This window comes from Nostoc sp. (genome assembly GCF_036919675.1).
Lineage (GTDB): Bacteria > Cyanobacteriota > Cyanobacteriia > Cyanobacteriales > Nostocaceae > Nostoc.
Map to the genome: position 1 here is coordinate 51,022 of NZ_JBALCP010000069.1, position 19,547 is coordinate 70,568.

General features: G+C 42.5%; 13 protein-coding genes. 6 read left to right on the forward strand and 7 right to left on the reverse strand.

Going from position 1 to position 19,547, the window contains the following annotated elements; all coding sequences use genetic code 11:
• Positions 1-8: 8 nt before the first annotated feature.
• Positions 9-1,058: an LLM class flavin-dependent oxidoreductase gene (locus V7K49_RS14980; protein WP_334867758.1), complete on the reverse strand. Its 1,050-nt coding sequence runs from the start codon at positions 1,056-1,058 to the stop codon at positions 9-11.
• Positions 1,059-1,634: 576 nt separating this feature from the next.
• Between V7K49_RS14980 and sfnG the strand changes: the two genes are divergently transcribed.
• Positions 1,635-2,732, forward strand: coding sequence for a dimethylsulfone monooxygenase SfnG (sfnG, locus tag V7K49_RS14985; protein ID WP_334867760.1), 1,098 nt, complete (start codon positions 1,635-1,637; stop codon positions 2,730-2,732).
• 50 nt (positions 2,733-2,782) lie between these two features.
• Here the strand turns inward: sfnG and V7K49_RS14990 are convergent, their stop codons facing one another.
• On the reverse strand, positions 2,783-2,935 hold the full coding sequence (locus tag V7K49_RS14990) for a hypothetical protein (protein ID WP_335206222.1): 153 nt from the start codon (positions 2,933-2,935) through the stop codon (positions 2,783-2,785).
• 46 nt (positions 2,936-2,981) lie between these two features.
• On the opposite strand from V7K49_RS14990, the gene V7K49_RS14995 reads away from it, so the two are divergent.
• Both V7K49_RS14995 and V7K49_RS15000 read left to right on the forward strand, forming a co-directional pair.
• Complete coding sequence (locus V7K49_RS14995; protein ID WP_335206224.1) at positions 2,982-4,190, forward strand: SfnB family sulfur acquisition oxidoreductase; 1,209 nt, start codon at positions 2,982-2,984, stop codon at positions 4,188-4,190.
• A gap of 250 nt (positions 4,191-4,440) precedes the next feature.
• Complete coding sequence (locus tag V7K49_RS15000; RefSeq protein ID WP_334867768.1) at positions 4,441-5,493, forward strand: hypothetical protein; 1,053 nt, start codon at positions 4,441-4,443, stop codon at positions 5,491-5,493.
• 667 nt (positions 5,494-6,160) lie between these two features.
• On the opposite strand, the gene V7K49_RS15005 is transcribed toward V7K49_RS15000, so the two are convergent.
• On the reverse strand, positions 6,161-7,870 hold the full coding sequence (locus tag V7K49_RS15005) for an iron uptake porin (protein WP_334867770.1): 1,710 nt from the start codon (positions 7,868-7,870) through the stop codon (positions 6,161-6,163).
• Between the two features lie 647 nt (positions 7,871-8,517).
• Here V7K49_RS15005 and V7K49_RS15010 point away from each other — a divergent pair.
• Complete coding sequence (locus V7K49_RS15010) at positions 8,518-9,702, forward strand: acyl-CoA dehydrogenase family protein (protein WP_335206225.1); 1,185 nt, start codon at positions 8,518-8,520, stop codon at positions 9,700-9,702.
• Between the two features lie 440 nt (positions 9,703-10,142).
• Here the strand turns inward: V7K49_RS15010 and prmA are convergent, their stop codons facing one another.
• Both prmA and serA read right to left on the reverse strand, forming a co-directional pair.
• Positions 10,143-11,063 (reverse strand): 50S ribosomal protein L11 methyltransferase, encoded by a 921-nt coding sequence (gene prmA, locus V7K49_RS15015; RefSeq protein WP_335206227.1) that lies wholly within the window; start codon positions 11,061-11,063, stop codon positions 10,143-10,145.
• Positions 11,064-11,412: 349 nt separating this feature from the next.
• Positions 11,413-12,993 carry a phosphoglycerate dehydrogenase gene (gene serA / locus V7K49_RS15020; protein ID WP_334867776.1) on the reverse strand — a complete coding sequence of 527 codons (1,581 nt, stop codon included), beginning with the start codon at positions 12,991-12,993 and terminating at the stop codon, positions 11,413-11,415.
• Positions 12,994-13,893: 900 nt separating this feature from the next.
• Here serA and V7K49_RS15025 point away from each other — a divergent pair.
• Positions 13,894-14,613, forward strand: coding sequence for a Uma2 family endonuclease (locus tag V7K49_RS15025; protein ID WP_335206228.1), 720 nt, complete (start codon positions 13,894-13,896; stop codon positions 14,611-14,613).
• A gap of 292 nt (positions 14,614-14,905) precedes the next feature.
• Here the strand turns inward: V7K49_RS15025 and V7K49_RS15030 are convergent, their stop codons facing one another.
• Complete coding sequence (locus tag V7K49_RS15030; protein ID WP_335206229.1) at positions 14,906-15,760, reverse strand: HIT family protein; 855 nt, start codon at positions 15,758-15,760, stop codon at positions 14,906-14,908.
• A gap of 146 nt (positions 15,761-15,906) precedes the next feature.
• Positions 15,907-16,710, reverse strand: a complete 804-nt coding sequence (locus V7K49_RS15035; RefSeq protein WP_335206230.1) for a Uma2 family endonuclease — start codon at positions 16,708-16,710, stop codon at positions 15,907-15,909.
• Between the two features lie 164 nt (positions 16,711-16,874).
• Between V7K49_RS15035 and V7K49_RS15040 the strand changes: the two genes are divergently transcribed.
• The coding region (locus V7K49_RS15040; RefSeq protein ID WP_335206231.1) for an NACHT domain-containing protein at positions 16,875-19,547 on the forward strand (2,673 nt) is incomplete at its 3' end.

Sequence of the window (19,547 nt, forward strand, 5' to 3'; positions counted from 1 at the left end):
ATTTTTAATTACAACGCAATTAAGCTGTTCTGCTGTGTATATTCGGAAATCACTAGTTTATGGAAGCGAATAGTGTCTTCCAACATAGATTCAAATTTCAGTACTATTAAGTCAACGCCAACGGCTTCGTATTCTTTCAGACGTTGAATAACAGTATAGCGATCGCCAACGAGTTGAGCAGATAAACCTAGATTGGCTTCAATGGTTTGACTGATATCGAGTTTGTTGTGGGCAACTACGTTAGGATCGATTTGCTCTTGAAAGTATTTGATCTGCTGCTGATCCGCAGAACGATAAATTGCTGATAATCTGGCTTCGGCTTGGGCGGTATGTTCACGAACGATCGCAAACGCACTCATTGCTACTTTAATCTGGCGCTGGTAGCGATCGCTAGCCAATCTTTTCACTTTCTGCACCAATGCTGCTGTTTTTTCAGGATCATCAGCATTGATAAATAAATAATCTCCCTGACGAGCCGCTAGGTCAATCGCCCGGTCTGATTCACCAGCAATGAAAATCGGTGGTGTTGGTGTAGGCTTATCTGAAAGAATACCGCCTGCGATCGTGTAGTATTTACCAACGTAATTAAAAGCTTCAACTGTCCACAGCCCCTTGATTACATCAATATACTCTTCTAATCGCGCGTAGCGATCGCTGTGCGGTAACCAGATATCTCCATAGCTTTCTACTTCTAATTTCCACCAACCTGCAATACCACTCAGAGCAAATCTACCATTACTGAGTTGATTTTGAATGTCTGCACTCAGCTTGGCAACGACCGCAGGTAGTTTAAAACCAGGTTGTACAGCCGCAACAATCTTGATATTCTTGGTATTCAAACTTGTTAAAGCTGCTGTAATCCAGGCGTCAGTCACATTATAATTAGGACCATGAACAGCATTCAAGTAATGTTCAGGAATGTAATAGAAGTGATAACCTAACTCGTCTGCCTGAACTGCCAGCTTTACCAAATCTTGCGTGGATAAATTAGCCTCATGGTTGACAACTCGCAACCATCCACCACAGACCGGCGACCAAATTCCAAACTGAAGTGGCATAAATTTTTTCCTGTGCCTTCTTCTACGAGACATCAACTAAAATACGGTAATTACATTTTATTGCCGTAGTTTAAGAGTTCACACTACCACATTTATTTCTGCTGTGTATAGTTGCAGATGACACATGAAAAGCATTTACTTATCACGATATGGAATAGTATCGATACTTTGTTGAGTCCTGATATCTGGTTACTCTGTCTAAATCAGGCTAATAACCAGCAAATATCAAATAATAATTAAATACTCAGCAAAATTGGGCAGTATTCCAAAATGGAATAGGGAAATGGAATTTAAGTATATCGAGTTACGACATCGGAGAAATTGTCGTGATATAGTCTGATCCATTAAAAACTACGGTACTTCAGTCGAGTTATGGTATATTACGACCATAAGAACCTGAGATTGTCTACTTGTAAACTCAGAGTAGTTTCCAGACGCTCTCAAGCTTTAAATTTTGACTAAAATTTTGTCGGCTCAAATTTTAGCTGATTTGTTCGTGATGACAAATTAGGCTTTGTTGGATCATAAGCAAACTTAGACAAATAACCAAGCAGTTTCAATTACAAACGCACAATTATGGTAGATATTAAGTTCGCATACTGGATTCCCAACGTCAGCGGGGGGTTAGTGGTAAGTAAAATCCCCCAACGGACAGATTGGACTTATGAATATAATGCTCAACTAGCTCAGACGGCTGAAGAAGTTGGATTTGAATATGCTCTAGCACAAGCTAGATTTATCGCCAGCTATGGCGCTGAGTACCAGTTAGAGGCATTAACAATCGTCTCAGCTCTAGCCCCAGTCACCAAGAAATTGAAGCTAATTGCAGCAGTTCACCCTGGATTGTGGCATCCGGGAGTAGTTGCCAAAATGGGTTCTAGCATTGATTTTCTCTCTAACGGACGGTTTGCACTAAATGTAGTTAGCGGCTGGTTCAAAGATGAATTCACTATATATGGTGAACATTGGTTAGACCATGACGAACGCTATCGTCGTTCAGAGGAATTTATCCGCGTTCTCAAAGGTTTGTGGACTGAGGATGAGTTTCACTTTAAAGGCGACTTTTACCGCATTAACGGCGGTTGGGTGAAGCCTAAACCAATTAATCAGAATCCACACCCGGAGATATTCCAAGGTGGTAACTCGAAAGCGGCTCGGCGCATGGCTGGCCGCGTCTCTGATTGGTATTTCATGAATGGCAACACCATAGAAGGGGTGCGAGAGCAGATTGAAGAAGTGTCTGCATTAGCTCGTCAAGAAGGACGCAAAATCAAGTTTGGTTTGAATTCCTTTATCATTGTGCGTGATACGGAAGCAGAAGCCCATGAAGTATTGCGCGAAATTATTGCCCAAGCGGATGTCGAGGCGGTTAAGGGATTTGGCGAAGCCGTGAAACAGGCGGGGGCATCGACTCGTGAGCATCAGGGGATGTGGGCAAATTCCAATTTTGAAGACTTGGTGCAGTATAACGATGGCTTCAAGTCGGGCTTGATTGGCACGGCTGATCAAGTTGCTGAAAAGATTCGCCAGTTGTATGAAGTGGGAGTTGATCTAATTCTCGGTGGCTTCTTACACTACTCGGATGATTTGCCTGCATTTGGTAAGACAGTAATTCCGATTGTGCGCGAACTACAAGCTAATCGTCGAACATCTGATCAGTTGGTTGTGGTGTAGATTAATAGGAACATACTTTGTAGAGGCGGGTTTTCTGGATTGAAGCTGTTCTAGATAACGGCTAAACCCACTCCTACAGCAACAGTAATTAGCGATCGTAAATACCAGCGCCTATCTTGTTCATTAATAACATTAGATGGGCAAGATGTCCATCCCTCAAATGGGATGTGCTGATCAAATACAAATATTTCGGATTGTCTCATAGTAGTGGCGATTATGAGTCACTCAATCACATCAAGGAGTTTTACCATGACATCAATAATTAATACAGAACAGAAGGCACATATTATTCAGAATGACCAAGAAGCGATCGCGATCGCTCACGAACTAGCAGCTGAGTTTGCCAAGGGAGACTCAGAGCGCGACCAAAATCGGCGTCTCCCTGCTGAGGAAGTAGAAAAGTTCTCCCAGAGTGGATTGTGGGGGATTACAGTCCCTAAAGAGTATGGCGGTGCTTTTGTATCAAGTGCCACCCTGGCAGAAGTAATTAAAATCATCGCCGAAGCCGACTCTAGCCTCGGTCAAATTCCCCAAAACCACCTCTATATGGTGGAAGCAGTTCGCCTAGATGGCACAGATGAGCAGAAGAAGTTCTTCTTTGATTTGGCTCTACAAGGCAAGCGGTTCGGTAACGCTTTCTCAGAAATTGGCACTAAGTCTGTTACTGATGTCCAGACAAAATTAGAACCAGATGGTTCTGACTTCGTACTTAACGGACGCAAATACTACTCTGCTGGGGCACTACTAGCACATTGGGTTCCCGTCATTGCCAGCAATCCAGATGGGAAAACAGTGGTGGCATTTGTTGAACGGGATGCTCCAGGATTGACCTTACTTGATGACTGGACGAGCTTCGGACAGCGTACCACTGCTAGCGGCACTACCATTATTGAAAATGTGAAAGTTAAAGCAGAACACGTGATTCCGCACTACTTAGCCTTTGAGAGGGCAACACCAATGGGTGCGATCGCGCAAATCATCCAAGCTGCTGTAGACGTGGGGATTGCCAAAGCCGCAGTCCGTGACACCATCTACTTTGTCCGCAACCATACCCGCCCTTGGGTTGACAGCAATTTAGAAAAAGGATATGAAGACCCGCTGACGCTTTATAACTTAGGCAATGTACAAATTCAGGTTCACGCTGCTGAAGCATTGCTGCGACGTGCGGGTGAGTTTATCGACATCGCCAACGAGTCAGGTTTAGAAGAACCCAAGGTAGTTGAAGCATCGATAGCAGTTGCTGAAGCCAAAGCCTTAGCCACCGAAGCATCACTACTAGCTACCAACAAGTTGTTTGAACTAGCAGGCACTAAGTCCACATTGGAGCAATTCAACTACAATCGTCACTGGCGAAATGCCCGTGCTCACACACTCCACGATCCCGTGCGCTGGAAGTACTACGCTGTTGGCAACTACTTCCTCAATGGTGTCTACCCCCCACGCCATCCTTGGCTGTAATTGTCCCATTCTCTATTGGAGTGACTCAATTTTGGATTTTGGATTTTGCGATCGCCTAGCGTGTCGGAGACAAAAGTTGCGTGGGCGGGTTCCCCGACTTGAGCAAACTTTTCAAGACAGATTTTGGATTAGGAAATTTTTTCAATCCAAAATTGCAAATCTAAAATCTAAAATTCGCTGAGGCATTTGGAGGGAATATTTAGCAGAATGCTTTGCCCCTGATAAATCTAACATTATTGAAGTTGATCCTATGAGTGTTGCAAACCCAACCCAGAGGCGGAGCATTTGGAAAAGTCAGCCATTTAAGGGACTGCTTTTTATTGCTGTAATTGCTGTTATTAGCTATATTTTTGAACTCATCTTTGGTCAAATTATTCAGCTGAATGTAGGAACAAAGTTGACCTACATTACTATATGCTTCGTCTGGTGGTGGCATCTAGGTTTTTCCCTCAACGGCTATCCAGGTTCTCGCTTTTCTTCTACCCGATTTAGACGAGGAACAGTGAATTTAGTAGTGCTGTTGGCGCTAGTTTACATTACTGGAGAAGCTTGGAAGTTCATCTCTGCAAAAGCAATTCTCACTGATACACCTGTTGGCTTGTGGGGACAAACAGCAATTATTACAGCCGCCGCCAGTTTATTCTTCTTTGACAACACGATTGTTACCACTGAGGAACTACGCAACTGGCATCCAGTGAGCGGCTTTCTCAATATCTTTTTTGCCATCTTCTTTATTGCCCCTGCCCTTACCTTTTTGCCACAAATGTGGGGACTTCAACCTTTTTACATCCCTTGGTACTGGTATCCTTGTTCAACTGTGTTCGGCAGTTTCTTTGAACGTTGGCCTTTGAACAAATTGGAACTAGAAATGCCACGTTTGGGGTTACTGCATACAGGTATTATTTTGTTACTCACTCTGATTACAGAATTATTCCTCAAACAGCTAGGAATGGATTTGTTTACAACAACGGCAGGGCCAACGTTTGCAGCTATTTGGACAACTGTTGGTTTAGGATTTGTTTGGCAATTCAATATGTGGCCTTTCACAGAGCTATCACAGCCCACAAAAGGTATAGTTGCATCTATTGCTAGTTTAATAATTTCGGTCTTCTTGTACCTGGTGACAGTATCTCTAGTAGGTCAGGAAAATATTATCCAAGGGCTTTACTGGTGGTTCAATATCCTTTGGGTTCAAGTATTCTTAATGGCTCCAGGATTATACGATGGAATTAGCCTTTGGCAGGATGTACCGCCACTAGTTGAAGAACAGCAACCCCTGAGCTTGAATAGTGAAGGGCGTTAGAATAATTCCTAATTGATAATGACGCTCTCTACGAGACACTCTTGCTAGCTTGCTTCTTTGCAGGAGTACGCGGACTCGTTAAGGGACTGACAATGACAAAAATAAATTATCCAAAATTATTTGTACATTTGTAGGGGCGCAAGGCCTTGCGCCCCTACGATGGGATGTTTTTTTAACTGGAAGTCCCTAATACCAATTATCTATGAGGTTGCATAGAACAAGGAGATTTTACCCCAAGTCTTACCAAGCCTGATTTTGTGCAGTTTCACAAAGAATTGGTATAACGTAATTCGTAGTTAAGAATTCAATTACGAATTACGAATTAGTAATTAGTTAATAGTTGTGATGTTGTCTCTGCTCCTAATGGCACTAAGATAAGCCCAAAGTCTTGTGTCACCTCGTTCCCAGTCTCTGGACTGGGAATGTATTCTAAGAGGCTCTGCCTCTGGTCAAGAAAGAGGACGCTCCGCCTCCCAGGATGAGTTCCCAGCGGCTCTTAACTATGTTAGGGCAAGGGCTATGTCTTAACTTAGTGCCATTCATCTCTGCTCCCTCTATCCTCTTAGCAGCGGGAGAGTTTTTTAGCTTTTATATCTGCATTGCTGATTAGGAGGATAAAAAACTCGCCAACTTTCGATGAATTATTCTTTGCACCTTTGCTGATTATTTAAAAGGTGAAGGTTGTTCTCACAGTGCCAATTACCGCATCCTCATTGTCATTGTTTTGAGCAGGAGCTGTAATCCAAATTACGCCAGGGGTGATGGCAATGTTATCTGTAAGCTGATACTTGTAAAAGCCTTCAATATGTAAGGATAAATCGTTTGCAGGTGCAGGATTACCACCCCGATAAGGTTCTGCACCCACAAGAACACCACCAAGGTTGCCTTGTTTACCTAAATCTGGAAATGCCAATCCCAGAGCATAGTACCAAATATCTGCACTACCACTACCTGCCAGATTTTTGGCGTTAGTGTAGCCAAAGAACCCATTGACTGCAAATCGAGGATTAAATTTATAGAAAGCTTCGACTCCGTAGGAGTTAGTAATCGTCCGCTCAAATGGAGTATTGGCTTGAGCTGTCCCGACAAGTGGAAAACCACTACCCAAGTCAAATATTGCTCCCCGATTTTGGTAGGCATTTACATAGGTCAAACCAATGCCAGAGTTCTTGTTAGGGTTCCATGCTATTTGTCCAAATGCGCTATATTGACCATTAAAAAAACCTCTGTCTGGCTGAGGATTGGCATGATCTCCTGCTAAGTAACCCAAGCTCAATACCAATTGGTCACTGAATCGATAATTGAATCCCCCACCTGCACCACCACCAATACGGTAGATAGGACTAGAGGAAGCAAATTCTGTCAAAGCACGACCACCTCCTGAGGCACTCTCAAGATAGGGACTCAGAGTAGGAACAAAATCATAAAGTACTCCGTTCACGGCTGCTATATAAGCATCGATTTTGTTGCCAACTGGGAAATAGTAAGAGAGCCAATCTAGGGACAGATTGTTGTTACCAGGAGCAAGATTGAAGGTTTGCAAACCTTCGGCTGAACCATCAGGAAGCTGCAAAAGAGTAGTGTTTCCGGTACTTAGACGAGTATTTAGAGTGTCTTTACCTGTAAAACTAGTTTGGAAAACGAGGCGAACTCTATCTTGAAAAACTGTGTTATCACCATTAACTGAGCCACCGAAGGCATCCGTAATCACAAAAATGGCTTCCGCAGAAAGCTTTGTTGTTGTAGAAAACTGATTGGCTTCTAGTTCCGCAGTCCGAGCTTCTAAACTATCAACGCGACCCCGTAGAGTTGCTAATTCAGAGGCAAATTCTTCTTGCAGTCTTTGTAAGCTAGTTAAGTCTTCTTTGGTAACTAAGTCAGATGTAGCTGTTGCAATTAGCTCGTTGATGCGAGATAAACAAGCATTTAAGCCTGCTGCAAATTCATAGCGAGTGATGGCGCGGTTTCCCCGATAAATGCTATTCGGATACCCCGCAATACATCCATAACGCTCAACTAAAGACTGGAGTGCAAGAAGCGCCCAATCAGTTGGCTGCACATCTGAAAACTGAGATACAGATGTTACTTGAGATATACTGTTTATCTGTGGAACACTTGCATCACTATTGATTGCAGGAATTTCAGGCGTTTGTGCAATGGTTGTTTCCGAAAAATTATCCCCGAAACGTGAAGTTGGGTTGGGATTTAGGACGCGCTTGGCGATGCCTGCGGTAGGCTGCGCCAACGCAGTTGGTATATTTATTTGAGTCACAGCTACCAAATTCCTGTCTTCAGCATAAGCTGATGTGCTGGCTAGCAAAGTAGCCCCCAAAATCATTGATTCAATGCATAAATTATGAAATGAACGATTGAACATTTCTATCACTCCTCATATTTTTGGTTAGGAAAATTTAGTGAAAGGCATCAGACATTTCAATGACTTGTCAAGCTAAAAGTTTATGACTAGCCCTGAGAAATGTTGAATTAGTCTAACACTCAAAAATTTTCATTAATATCGCTATGCTTCCAGATATATCAGTTAATATCTGGCATTCTAATCCCCATGTTTAAATGTAAAAAGATTTTTTCACAACAAAATAATGCCTGTCTAAGCTGGTCTATTTGCTAAGGGAATATCTATCTGTAAAAAATATTTAAACTTTAGACAGAAATCTGATTTTTTTGCCCATTACTTCTTATCTACTGTTTACTTATCTAGTTAAAGTAGATTATTGGATTCAATTTATTAATATTGCATATATAGTCTGGAAAAACAAGTAGATTCTCATATTTTTTTAATGCACTTGTTTTTTAGTTTAACTCTCAACCAAATATTTTTTTATCCAGCACTAACAACCTATAGCTTTAGCAAAATTAATTTAATTTGAACTTGCTTTATTAATTAAACTATGCAATGATATCTTTATAGTACGGTAGTTTTATCGGCACACTGTAGATTGAAAGTTTTTCCAGCCAAATTTATAGTTGCTCCTCACAAAAGGTTAGCAGGAGAAGTTGCAAGATATGCAATTAATCGAAACTAAAGAGTCTCAAAATTATATTGATCTAGCTAAGTCTTTAGCAAAAGAATTTGCACAGACTGCTGTAGAGCGGGATGCAAAAGGGGGAACACCAAAGCATGAGCGCGATCGCTTGCGCCAAAGCAACTTACTGAAACTGATCATACCCACACAGTACGGTGGTTTAGGGCAAAGCTGGATTACCGTTCTGCAAATTACCCGTGAATTTGCCAAAGTTGATAGCTCCATTGCTCACGTCTTTTCTTACCACCATCTAGGTGTAGTAATTCCTCATATCTTTGGTTCGGCAGAGCAAAAACAGCGGTATTACTCAGAAACTATTCGCAACAATTGGTTTTGGTGCAATGCCCTCAACCCTTTGGATAAAAGAACTACTCTGACACCGGAAAATGATTATTTCCGTCTCAACGGCATCAAAAGTTTTTGCTCTGGTTCCCAAGACTCAGATATATTACCGATCACTGCCACTCATCAAGAAAATGGTGAATTGAGTATTCTGATAATTCCTACCCAACGGCAAGGTGTTACTGTTAATCATGATTGGGATAATATAGGGCAACGTCAAACAGACAGCGGTAGTGTGACTTTTGAGAATGTGTTGGTGTACCCTGACGAAATTCTTAGTAGTAGAGACAAACCTAGTGAACCCTTCACCACTATTCGTGCGTGCTTAACTCAATTGAATCTTGCTAATATCTACCTGGGAATTGCACAAGGAGCATTTGAAGCTGCTAAAACATATACTTGCACTAATACAAAACCTTGGCTGACATCAGGTGTAGAGAGTGCAACGAAAGATCCTTACATCCTCCAGCACTTTGGCAAAATATGGGTTGATCTGCAAGCAGCCACATATTTAACTGAGCAGGCGGGAGAATTACTCCAAGCAGCTTGGGAGCAGGAATGGTCACTTACCGCAGAACAACGGGGAGAATGTGCGATTTTGATCGCTACTGCCAAAGTCGTCGCCACTAGAGTCGGTTTAGACATCACCAACCGCATCTTTGAAGTTATGGGTGCACGCGCTACTAATGCAAAATATGGGTTTGACCGCTATTGGCGTAATCTCCGCACGTTCACTCTCCATGATCCAGTAGATTACAAAATCCAAGATATAGGAAACTGGGCGTTAAATGATCAACTGCCAAAACCCAACTTTTATTCATAGTTATTGACTTTGCTTGTTTGAGATCACAGTACTAGTACGCCACGGCGTAAATAGAGCAACCATTTAAAATCCCTAAAAAGCCCATTCCATAATACTTTTGACTTTTGACTTTTGACTTTTGACTTCCGCCTTGCGGTACTAGTTTTGTCGTTTTCTAGTTCTCTTATTAAAGAATCAAAACCACTAGTACCGCAAGGCGGAAATCTAAAGTCACTTGTACTGAGTTTAGCCTGAGCATCTTGGCTACTTTGGCTGCGCTCAGTACAAGTCCGCTCGATGGAGCCGGCGTCGTTGGCGCAGCCTCTCTAAGAGTTGGGCGTAGCCGAAGTAAAAGTCACTCATTCAAAAGAAATACAGCGTAAACGTTTCGTTGATTTGAAATGGTTGTTTATTTCCGCCACGCTGTACTAGTGTTGTTTCCACCTTTGGTATCCACTGGGTTAAGAACGGCGTACATTCAAGCAACACCATTCTTTTCGTTTCCACAGAGTAGCAACGACCCAACCATTTTCTTCTAAAGCGTCAGCAACAGCTTTAGATTGTTCTAGTAAAATACCACTGAAGATAGCCCAAGTTTCAGGTTTAGCGATCGCACTCATTTCTGGAACCAATTCAATAATCACATTAGCCAAAATATTGCATACAATACCGTCCACTGGTTTCTCAACCAGTTTTCTCAAAACGTCTACACTTCCCAGTGCTGGTAGTAAACGTTCTGGGCTAATGTCGTTCAGGGCACTATTACTGATAGTTGATTGCACCGCCAAAGGGTCAGTATCTACTGCATAGACTTTCTCTGCTCCCAGTAGCAGCGCCCCAATGGAAAGGATACCAGAACCACAGCCAATATCCGCAATTACTAGATGTTCATGTTTGCCACTAGTACCCACAAACGACTGAGGAACTCCACTCAGCCGCATTTCTAAGGATTCCAAACATAGCTGAGTCGTGGCGTGGTTGCCCGTACCAAATGCTACACCTGGGTCAAGACGAATCACTAACCGTTCCGTTGTTTCTGGTAATGGTAGCCAAGCGGGGTTAATTAGGAAGCGATCGCCTATTTCTTGCGGATGCCAATATTGTTTCCAGCTAGTCGCCCAATCTTCCTCATCAATCAACTGCCATTGCAGGGATGGAGACGAAAGTCCTACACAGAGGGCATCTTGACGCAACCACAGCGACAACGCTGCCAAATCTAGTAGCTGCGTTTGAATTGTTGGTAGATAAGCCCTGACTAAAGATGAATTTCCTTTGTTTTCACTAGCTGTACCACGGCAGCCAAAATCTTCCAGTCGCCAAAAGATAGAATCTTCTTGGTCTGGCTCACATAAAATCTGTAGTTCCCACCAGGTGTTTGCCATATAATTTTAGATTTTAGATTTTAGATTGGGGACTAGGTAACGGATAATGACCAATGCGAAAAACAATGAGCAATTAGCCATTACCAATCCAAAATCGTTCGACTGAGCGACTTGCCTTGAGCCTTCGCGTAGCGTCTCGAAGAGAAGCCGAAAGGAGCCGAAGTCCAAAATCGTTCGACTAAGCGACTTGCCTTGAGCGACTTGTGCCGAGTTTAGCCTGAGCATCTCGGCTACTTCGGCTGCGCTCAGTACAAGTCCGCTCGATGGAGCCGGCGTCGTTGGCGCAGCCTCTCTAAGAGTTGGGCGAAGCCGAGGTAAGCCGAAAGGAGCCGAAGTCCGAAATCCAAAATTAAAGTGTTACTGTATACGCGTCCCGAATACCAGGGACTTTTATAATCTCGTTCAAAATGCCCTCAGGTAAGGGGTCATCTATACTCAGAGCCATTACCGCATCACCACGGACGATTTTACGACCTACTTGCATACTGGCAATATTCACATTAAAACTGCCGAGTAATGAACCGAGTTTGCCGATAATCCCCGGCATATCGCGGTGCAGGGTAAACAACATATATTTGCTGGGTGGGACGTTAATCGGGAAACCGTCAACATCAGTCAGGTGAATTTCCCGCTCACCCAACAAAGCGCCTGTGACAGAATGAGTCCCTAAAGTACCCGTGGCTTCTAGATGAAGCGTTCCGGCATAGTCTCTAATGGAAGCATCGCGGGTTTCAATCACCCGAATTCCGCGTTCTTTAGCTTCTATGCTGGCATTTACGTAATTTACCCGTTCCCGCAAAGCTTGGTAAAGTAATCCTTTCAGGGCAGCGACTACCAAAGGCTGACTTTTGTTAGTCGCGAGTTCCCCTTGCAGTCGAATATTGAGTACTTCCACCCGTCCGCCAGCTAGCTGTCCCACAAGGTTACCTAGAGTTTCTGCTAGTTGCATGTAGGGTTTGAGTTCTTCCAACACATCGGGGCCGAGTCCGGGAATGTTGACGGCTGAACGCGCTGGTAGTCCTAAAAGTACATCCCGAATTTGTTCGGCAACATCAATGGCTACATTTACTTGAGCTTCCGCGGTGGAGGCTCCCAAATGGGGGGTGAGGATGATTTCTTTGCCTAGCGATCGCAATTCAGATTCACCCAGTGGTTCTGACTCGAACACATCCAAGGCTGCACCCCCGATTTTACCAGCTTTCAGAGCTGCTGCTAAAGCTACTTCATCAATGATCCCACCACGAGCGCAGTTGATAATCCGGGCTGTGGGTTTCATCTTTGCCAGGGTTGTGGCATTGATTAGGTGGGTGGTTTCTGGGGTTTTAGGGATGTGTAGGGTGATATAGTCTGCTTGCTGGAAGAGTAAGTCTAGCTCCACTAGCTGACAGCCAAGTTGTTCGGCTCGGTCTGTAGAAATAAAAGGGTCATAAGCTAGGAGTTTCATCCCCATTGTCTTAGCTACAGTGGCAACATGGGAGCCAATTTTACCCAAACCAACAACGCCGAGAGTTTTTTTGTAGACTTCCGCGCCAACAAAGCTATTGCGATCCCACGCACCGCGTTTCACCGAAGCGTTAGCATCGGGGATGTGGCGAGACAAAGCCAAAATCATTGCTAGCGCATGTTCAGCGGCGGCAATTGTATTTCCCTCTGGAGAATTGACTACCACAATTCCCCGGCGTGTGGCAGCGGGAACATCCACATTATCCACACCCACACCAGCACGACCGATGATTTTTAGCTGGGTGCCGGCTTCAATAATTTCTTGGGTGACGCGTGTACTAGAGCGAATCATCAGCGCGTCATACTCACCAATAATTTGGAGCAGTTCGGCTGGTTTTAGACCTATTTTGACATCAACGGTAGCAACTTGAGAAAGAATGTCAATTCCAGCTTGGTCAATAGAATCTGAAACAAGAACCTTAGACATGATTATTTCATTTAAAGCTACAGGTTTTGCTGCACAAGACTTTTTAGTTTAGTCTTTATCTGTCGCAATTCAGCAAAAATTATTCGTTTTAATATCAACTTAACCTTTACTTACGCTCCGTGCTGATAGTATCGGAAGCGTAAGTTGCTTCCGGTGGGTACTGCCTCCTAAGTATTTGAACATGAGTGGCTGTTTGCGCCACCCTGTCGCTAAATATAAAGCATGAATAGCATTAAGCACTTATATATTTATTAATAGTTAAGAGTTACCAAAATTTTCTCGGCTTAAGCAACTTCCTTGGTGGGGTAGAAACGCCTGCATTCTTGACTGGGCTGCAACTTTAGCTGAGGCAATGCTCTGCACAACCAAAAAACCAGCCAGCAACTATTATATCTGTCGAATCTTGACTGTTTCTCAATACCACAAGTAGTATCCCTTAGTCAAAGCAAAACATTGCATCATCAAGATAATCGGATTGTGACAGTTAGAATTTAAGTATCAAATAAATTTTCTTGCTCATGATTGCGGCAGATTTAAGATTGTCTAGTAGCTAAAAGTTGCAAATTAGTACCAGTAAATTACTTAAATATATAGTAGTAAACTAATGACATAGTTAATGTCCGTGCGTCACTGATAGCGAAGGCGAACAGCGTCTTGTAGAGTTGCGTAAAGCCTTCTCTTCTCCCAAAGGGAGACGCTCTTGCGTTCGAGAGGCAAGTCTTGCGACACGCTGTTCGCGTTCGCCAACGGCATAGCTTCTCTACGAGACGCTGTTCGCCTTCGCTTAGAGCGAGTATTCGAGTGTCACAGCCCGTCGTAGACATCGCTAGCAAAGAAATCGCTATAATTCTGGTGAGCCAAATAGAGCCAAATATCCTTTGATTTTTGGGGAAACCAGCCATGTTAGACTACGACTTACCAAGGTACTTGCCCTCAGCCGAGGAACTACCCGACTCTGATGAAACGCCTGTGGATAATGAACTGCAAGAATTGATGCCAGGATTGCTGAAGGCGATCCTGCTGATCCTCTGGGCAGAACGTATGGACTGGTTATTTGGGATAGATATGGGTATTTATTATCACCCGGATAAACCACCCATTGTGCCAGATGGGTTTTTGAGCTTAGGGGTAGAGCGGTTTTATGATGAAGAGTTGCGTCCCAGTTATGTGCTGTGGGATGAAAATGTTGTACCGATTTTCGTGCTAAAAGTAGTTTCCCAAAATTATCGCAAGGAATACACTACTAAATTGGATGAATATGCGGCTTTGGGTGTACTTTACTACGTGATTTATTCCTCCCGTCGCCGTCGCAAACCGTATCTGGAAGTACATAAGTTAGTTAATGGTAAATATGAATTGCAAGAGGGAAACCCCATTTGGCTACCAGAAATTGGGCTGGGAATTGGTTGCGAAAGGGGAAATTATTGCGGTGTAACGCGGGAATGGATGTATTGGTATGATCAGCAAGGACAACGGTATCTCACGCCCGCAGAACAAATAAAACAAGAAACACAACGCGCTCAACAAGAAGCACAACGCGCTGAAGTTGCAGAACAAAAGGTGCAACAATTGACAGAAAAATTAAGAGCGCTGGGAATAGATCCAGATAATCTGGGTTAATTGAACGTGAGTTCGACGAACCTCTCCCTGTCTTTAATTAAAGTTCAAGTTTCTCTCGCCCGTCGGAGAGGGACAGATTTTGTATAGTAAAACCTCTTAGAGGTTTTTTATTCGATTAATTAGGCGAACACTATGTAACCCGTCGAACTCACGTTAACTGAAATATTTTGCAATATTTTCAACAAGACTGAAAAATCAGGTTTTTCAAATTTATGTATTTGCTATAAATCTGGGTTTACTACTGAAAGCTGTCAGTAAATCTGGGTTTACTACTAAAGCTGTCAGCAAAAAACTATTGCTTTTTAGGAATGACGTTCCTGATTCCACTTTTAGTAGAGACACTATCACCTTTGTAACGAGGGATGATATGAATACTGGCGTGCATAATATTTTGACCGGCGGCTCTGTTAATATTCATTCCTACATTAAAGCCATCAGGTTCAAATTTTGCTTTGATAATTTCTTGTACTTTGTTCACCATAAACCAGCAAGCAGATTGCTCTTGAAATGGTAGCTCAAAATAACTGCTAACATGACATTTTGGAATAACTAAAACATGCCCTTTACTTATAGGATAGCCATCAAAAATAGCATAAGCAGTTGCTGATTCAGTTAATAGTTTTAGATTTTTATGAGGATTACAAAATATACAATGGTTAGATGAGTTTTGCTGATGATTATAGTGAGCATACTCATGTAATTCCCGATATTCATCTAAAAAAACTGAAGTAAAAGGAAGTTTGACAATACATTGATAGGTAGGTTTTTGATGAATATAATGTTCTCGAAACCCTTCTTTTTTGATATCCCTTCTTACAGCATAATAAGCTTTTCCTCCTGGCTTTAATAAGTGTGATACTTCCATAAGAACATTAGTTTGTTCTTCGGTAAATAAAACATTTAAAACATAAAAGCAAATTATTGTATCGAATGTATTTTGAGGATATTCTGGAAAATGATAAGGGTCATAGCCTGTAATATCACAACCTTTTTGGCGCAATATTTTAACATCATTACCAAAGCCACAACCAAAGTCTAGTATTTTGCCTTGGAGAAGGTTTTGATTTAATAAAAACTGTGCAGGAAATGATAGATAACTTCTTTCGATCGCAGTAAGATGGCTGAACTGATTTTTTTGCTGTTTCATGGAATTTTGGTGCTGATGTCCCAAAATTATTATTCCCAGCATCCCTTTAGGTTATGCGATGTCTACGATGGTCACTGACTTGTACTGAGCGCAGTCGAAGTAGCTTGTCGTTCGCGCAGCGTCTCGTAGAGAAGTGCGGGCTACGCCTACGCATCAGGGTCAATACCTAGCTCGCGCAACTTAGCTGCTAGTATATCAGCACGCTGGCGTTCTTGTTCGGCGCGTTGGCTTTCCTGTTGGGCACGTTGGCGTTCTTGTTCAGCACGTTGGCGTTCTTGTTCAGCACGTTGGCGTTCTTGTTCAGCTTGTTCGCTGCTCCACAACAGCAAATTTCCTTCTCTATCCCACCAGCGCAGCCAATTCATGGTTTGGCATAATCTTTCACCTTGCCAAATTCCGAGAAATAACTCTAACTCAGGAATCCAGTAACGTCCATTAGCGTCTGCTTGCTGCAAAGTATATTGTCCATTTTGCAAGCAGCGTAGTTCTATGCTTGGTTCGTAAGGATCGTAGGTTACGTAGGTTGGAACTTGGAGAATCTTTTCGTAATAATAGAGTTTACCGTAGGGTGGAGTTGAGCGGACTGATAGTTCTCCACCTTCTGTGTCTGAGAGAAATTCCATCACCACAGCTACAGCAGCGCCTTCTAAATTCGGGGTATAGCTGCGACGAACTACATTTGTTCCTACAGACTGTACTTGAGGGACATAAAACCAGTCTGGTGCTTTGACAACGATTTTTTTGTTGACTGTGGCTACAAGTCCAAAATTAGAGCCAATCAGCATCTGGGGTTGGATGCGTGCTGTGCTTCCCAAAGCATCGGTAAGCGCAGCAGCGATCGCAGGTTGTTGAATATTTTCCACTGGATCGTCAGGTAAAATGAAGTCGGCTGGGAGTGCTTCCCAAGTAACAATTGGTTCTTTTTGGATGGGGTGAGCTTGTAAAACCATAAAACTACTCCTAATATCAATGCATAGTTCTTAGTTATTTTTAACAAATCTTCAGGGCGCACAGCTGTGCGATCGCAGCATATAAATCCAGATAATCTTAAGTTTTGGACGAGTAGACTCGCACTCCCTAAAAACCCAGAAATCTGGAAATATTCCTCAGACAGGTGTATATACTCGTAATCAAGCACTTAGCAGGCGTGAGTATTATGGTGGAATGGTTGATTGCCTGGATAGCAAGCAATGCTGTTGGACTCCTAGTTAAGACTATTCTCAACAAAGAGTTTGCAGAGGATTTAGCAAAAGATTACGCCAAAGACTTTTTCAAAGACCGCTTCAACAACGTCGGGACATCACTATTTGTAAAGGAGCCACTTCAGAAGGCTATTATTAAGGCGCTGAAGGAATTTTTGCAAATAGCGGAAGATGAGTTAAGGTTTCACAGAGTGTCTGACGAAGACATTAAGAAATTTGCTAAACCACTCAAGCAATTTATATATAACAAATCTGTTAAACAAATCCTGGGTAAAGCTTTTGAAGCTGATTGTGATTCTCTAGATTATCAAACCCTTGCAGATATTTGGAATCATCCTGAATCACCAATTATGCCAGCTAAGTTTAACTGGCAATTAGTAACGGATAATTATTTGAGAAAATGTCAACAGATTCTCTCTGAATCAGACGAGTTACGTAATATTCTCATTCTCCAAAAATTTGATGCTATTCAAAAACATAATCAACAAAGCGATACTATTACACCAGATTTTCATTTGTCTGGATATCTAGAAACTATTCGCGAACGCTACGGTAATTTGAAGTTAGATAGTTTAGAGACTACAGCCCGCGAACATCCGGTAAATTTATGGCAAATGTTTATCCCGCTAAATGTGCGTCAAGTTTATCAGGTTTTACCAGAACTGCCTAAAGAACATCTCCGCAGGCTACAAGAAAGTAATCAATTAGATGCAGAATTTGAAATAGAAAAGTTTCAAGAAGAAACAGAACGTTATCAACGCAATTATTTTGAGCAGCCAATCCGTTCAGTATTAGATGTTGTCCGAGATAAGCAACGCAAGAATTATCTAGTTATTTTAGGTGATCCTGGTTCCGGCAAGTCTACATTGTTGCAATACCTAGCGTTGGATTGGGTAGAAAAAACTCTCGGTCAGAAGGATTTTAATCTGCCAATTCCTTTGCTGATTGAGTTACGCAATTATATGCGCGATCGCGATGCGGGTAGTTGTAATAACTTTCTCCAATTTTACCATAATAGTCCCAATTGTTTTTATCACCTGAATCAGCATAAATTGCATGAGCAGCTAAAGGCTGGTAATGCTTTAGTCATGTTTGATGGTTTGGATGAAATCTTTGAACTGGCGAAGCGGGAAGAAGTAATTACCTCTATTCATCGCTTCACTAATGAATATCCCGATGTGCAGGTAATTGTCACATCTCGGATCATTGGCTATAAGCAGCAACAATTGCGAGATGCAGAGTTTCGCCACTTTATGTTGCAAGATTTAGAACCAGCACAGATTCAAGATTTTATTGAACGTTGGCACGATAAAACTTTTAGTCAAGCCGAAGAAAGAGATAAAAATATTAAACGTGAGCGTCTACAAAGAGTAATTAAAGAATCGAAAGCGATTGCCGAACTAGCACAAAATCCTCTGCTGTTAACCATGATGGCAATTCTCAATCTCAAGCGTGAATTACCTAGAGATAGAAGTGAACTGTATAAAGATGCTTCAGAGGTTCTGCTGCATAATTGGGACGACGGACGCAATTTAAAGCCGGATGAACGTCTGGACATTATTGATTATAAAGATAAACAGGCAATGCTGCGTCAAGTTGCTTATCAAATGCAAACCAGTGAAAAAGGTTTAGCTGGCAACATTATCTATGCGGATGATTTAGAAGCAATCTTCACTAAATATCTGCAAAGCATCCCAGTGAGTGATGCCAGAGATAAAGCCAGACGGTTGATGAAACAACTGCGCGATCGCAATTTTATTTTATGTTTCTTGGGTGCAGATTACTATGCCTTTGTGCATCGGACTTTTTTAGAATATTTCTGTGCTTGGGAGTTTGTCTGGCAGTTTGAGAAGGAACGCAGTATTAAAATTGAGGATCTCAACACTGAAGTTTTTGGCAAACACTGGCAAGATGAAACTTGGCATGAGGTATTGCTGTTAATTGCAGGAATGATTGAGCCAAAATTTGTTGGTGAAATTCTTGATTATTTAATGGTGCAAGATGGTGAAGAGGAAAAATTTATCAACTTGTTTTTAGCGGCTAAGTGTCTTGCAGAAGTGAGAAATCGCTCGGTGATTGCGTCAACGGCTGATAAATTACTTGACAAGCTAAAAGACTTAACTAAATATGACCTCTGGTACTATTACTCCTTCCGTGATCACGAAGAAATTAAGCTAGTTCGTGAAGTTCGCACTCAAGCAGTTGCAACAATCGCCGTAATTTGGAAAGATAACCGTGATGCCTTGTGCTGGCTCAAAGACCGCGCCACTGCTGATAATTCTGGGAATGTGCGATGTGCAGCCATCGAAGCATTAGCCAGCAATTTCCAAGAAGACCCGGACACCCGCTCGTTTCTCAAAGACCGCGCCACTGCTGATAATCAATCGGATGTGCGACGTGCAGCCATCGAAGCATTAGCCAGCAATTTCCAAGAAGACCCGGACACCCGCTCGATTCTCAAAGACCGCGCCACTGCTGATAATTCTGGGAATGTGCGAGGTGCAGCCATCGAAGCATTAGCCAGCAATTTCCAAGAAGACCCGGACACCCGCTCGTTTCTCAAAGACCGCGCCACTGCTGATAAT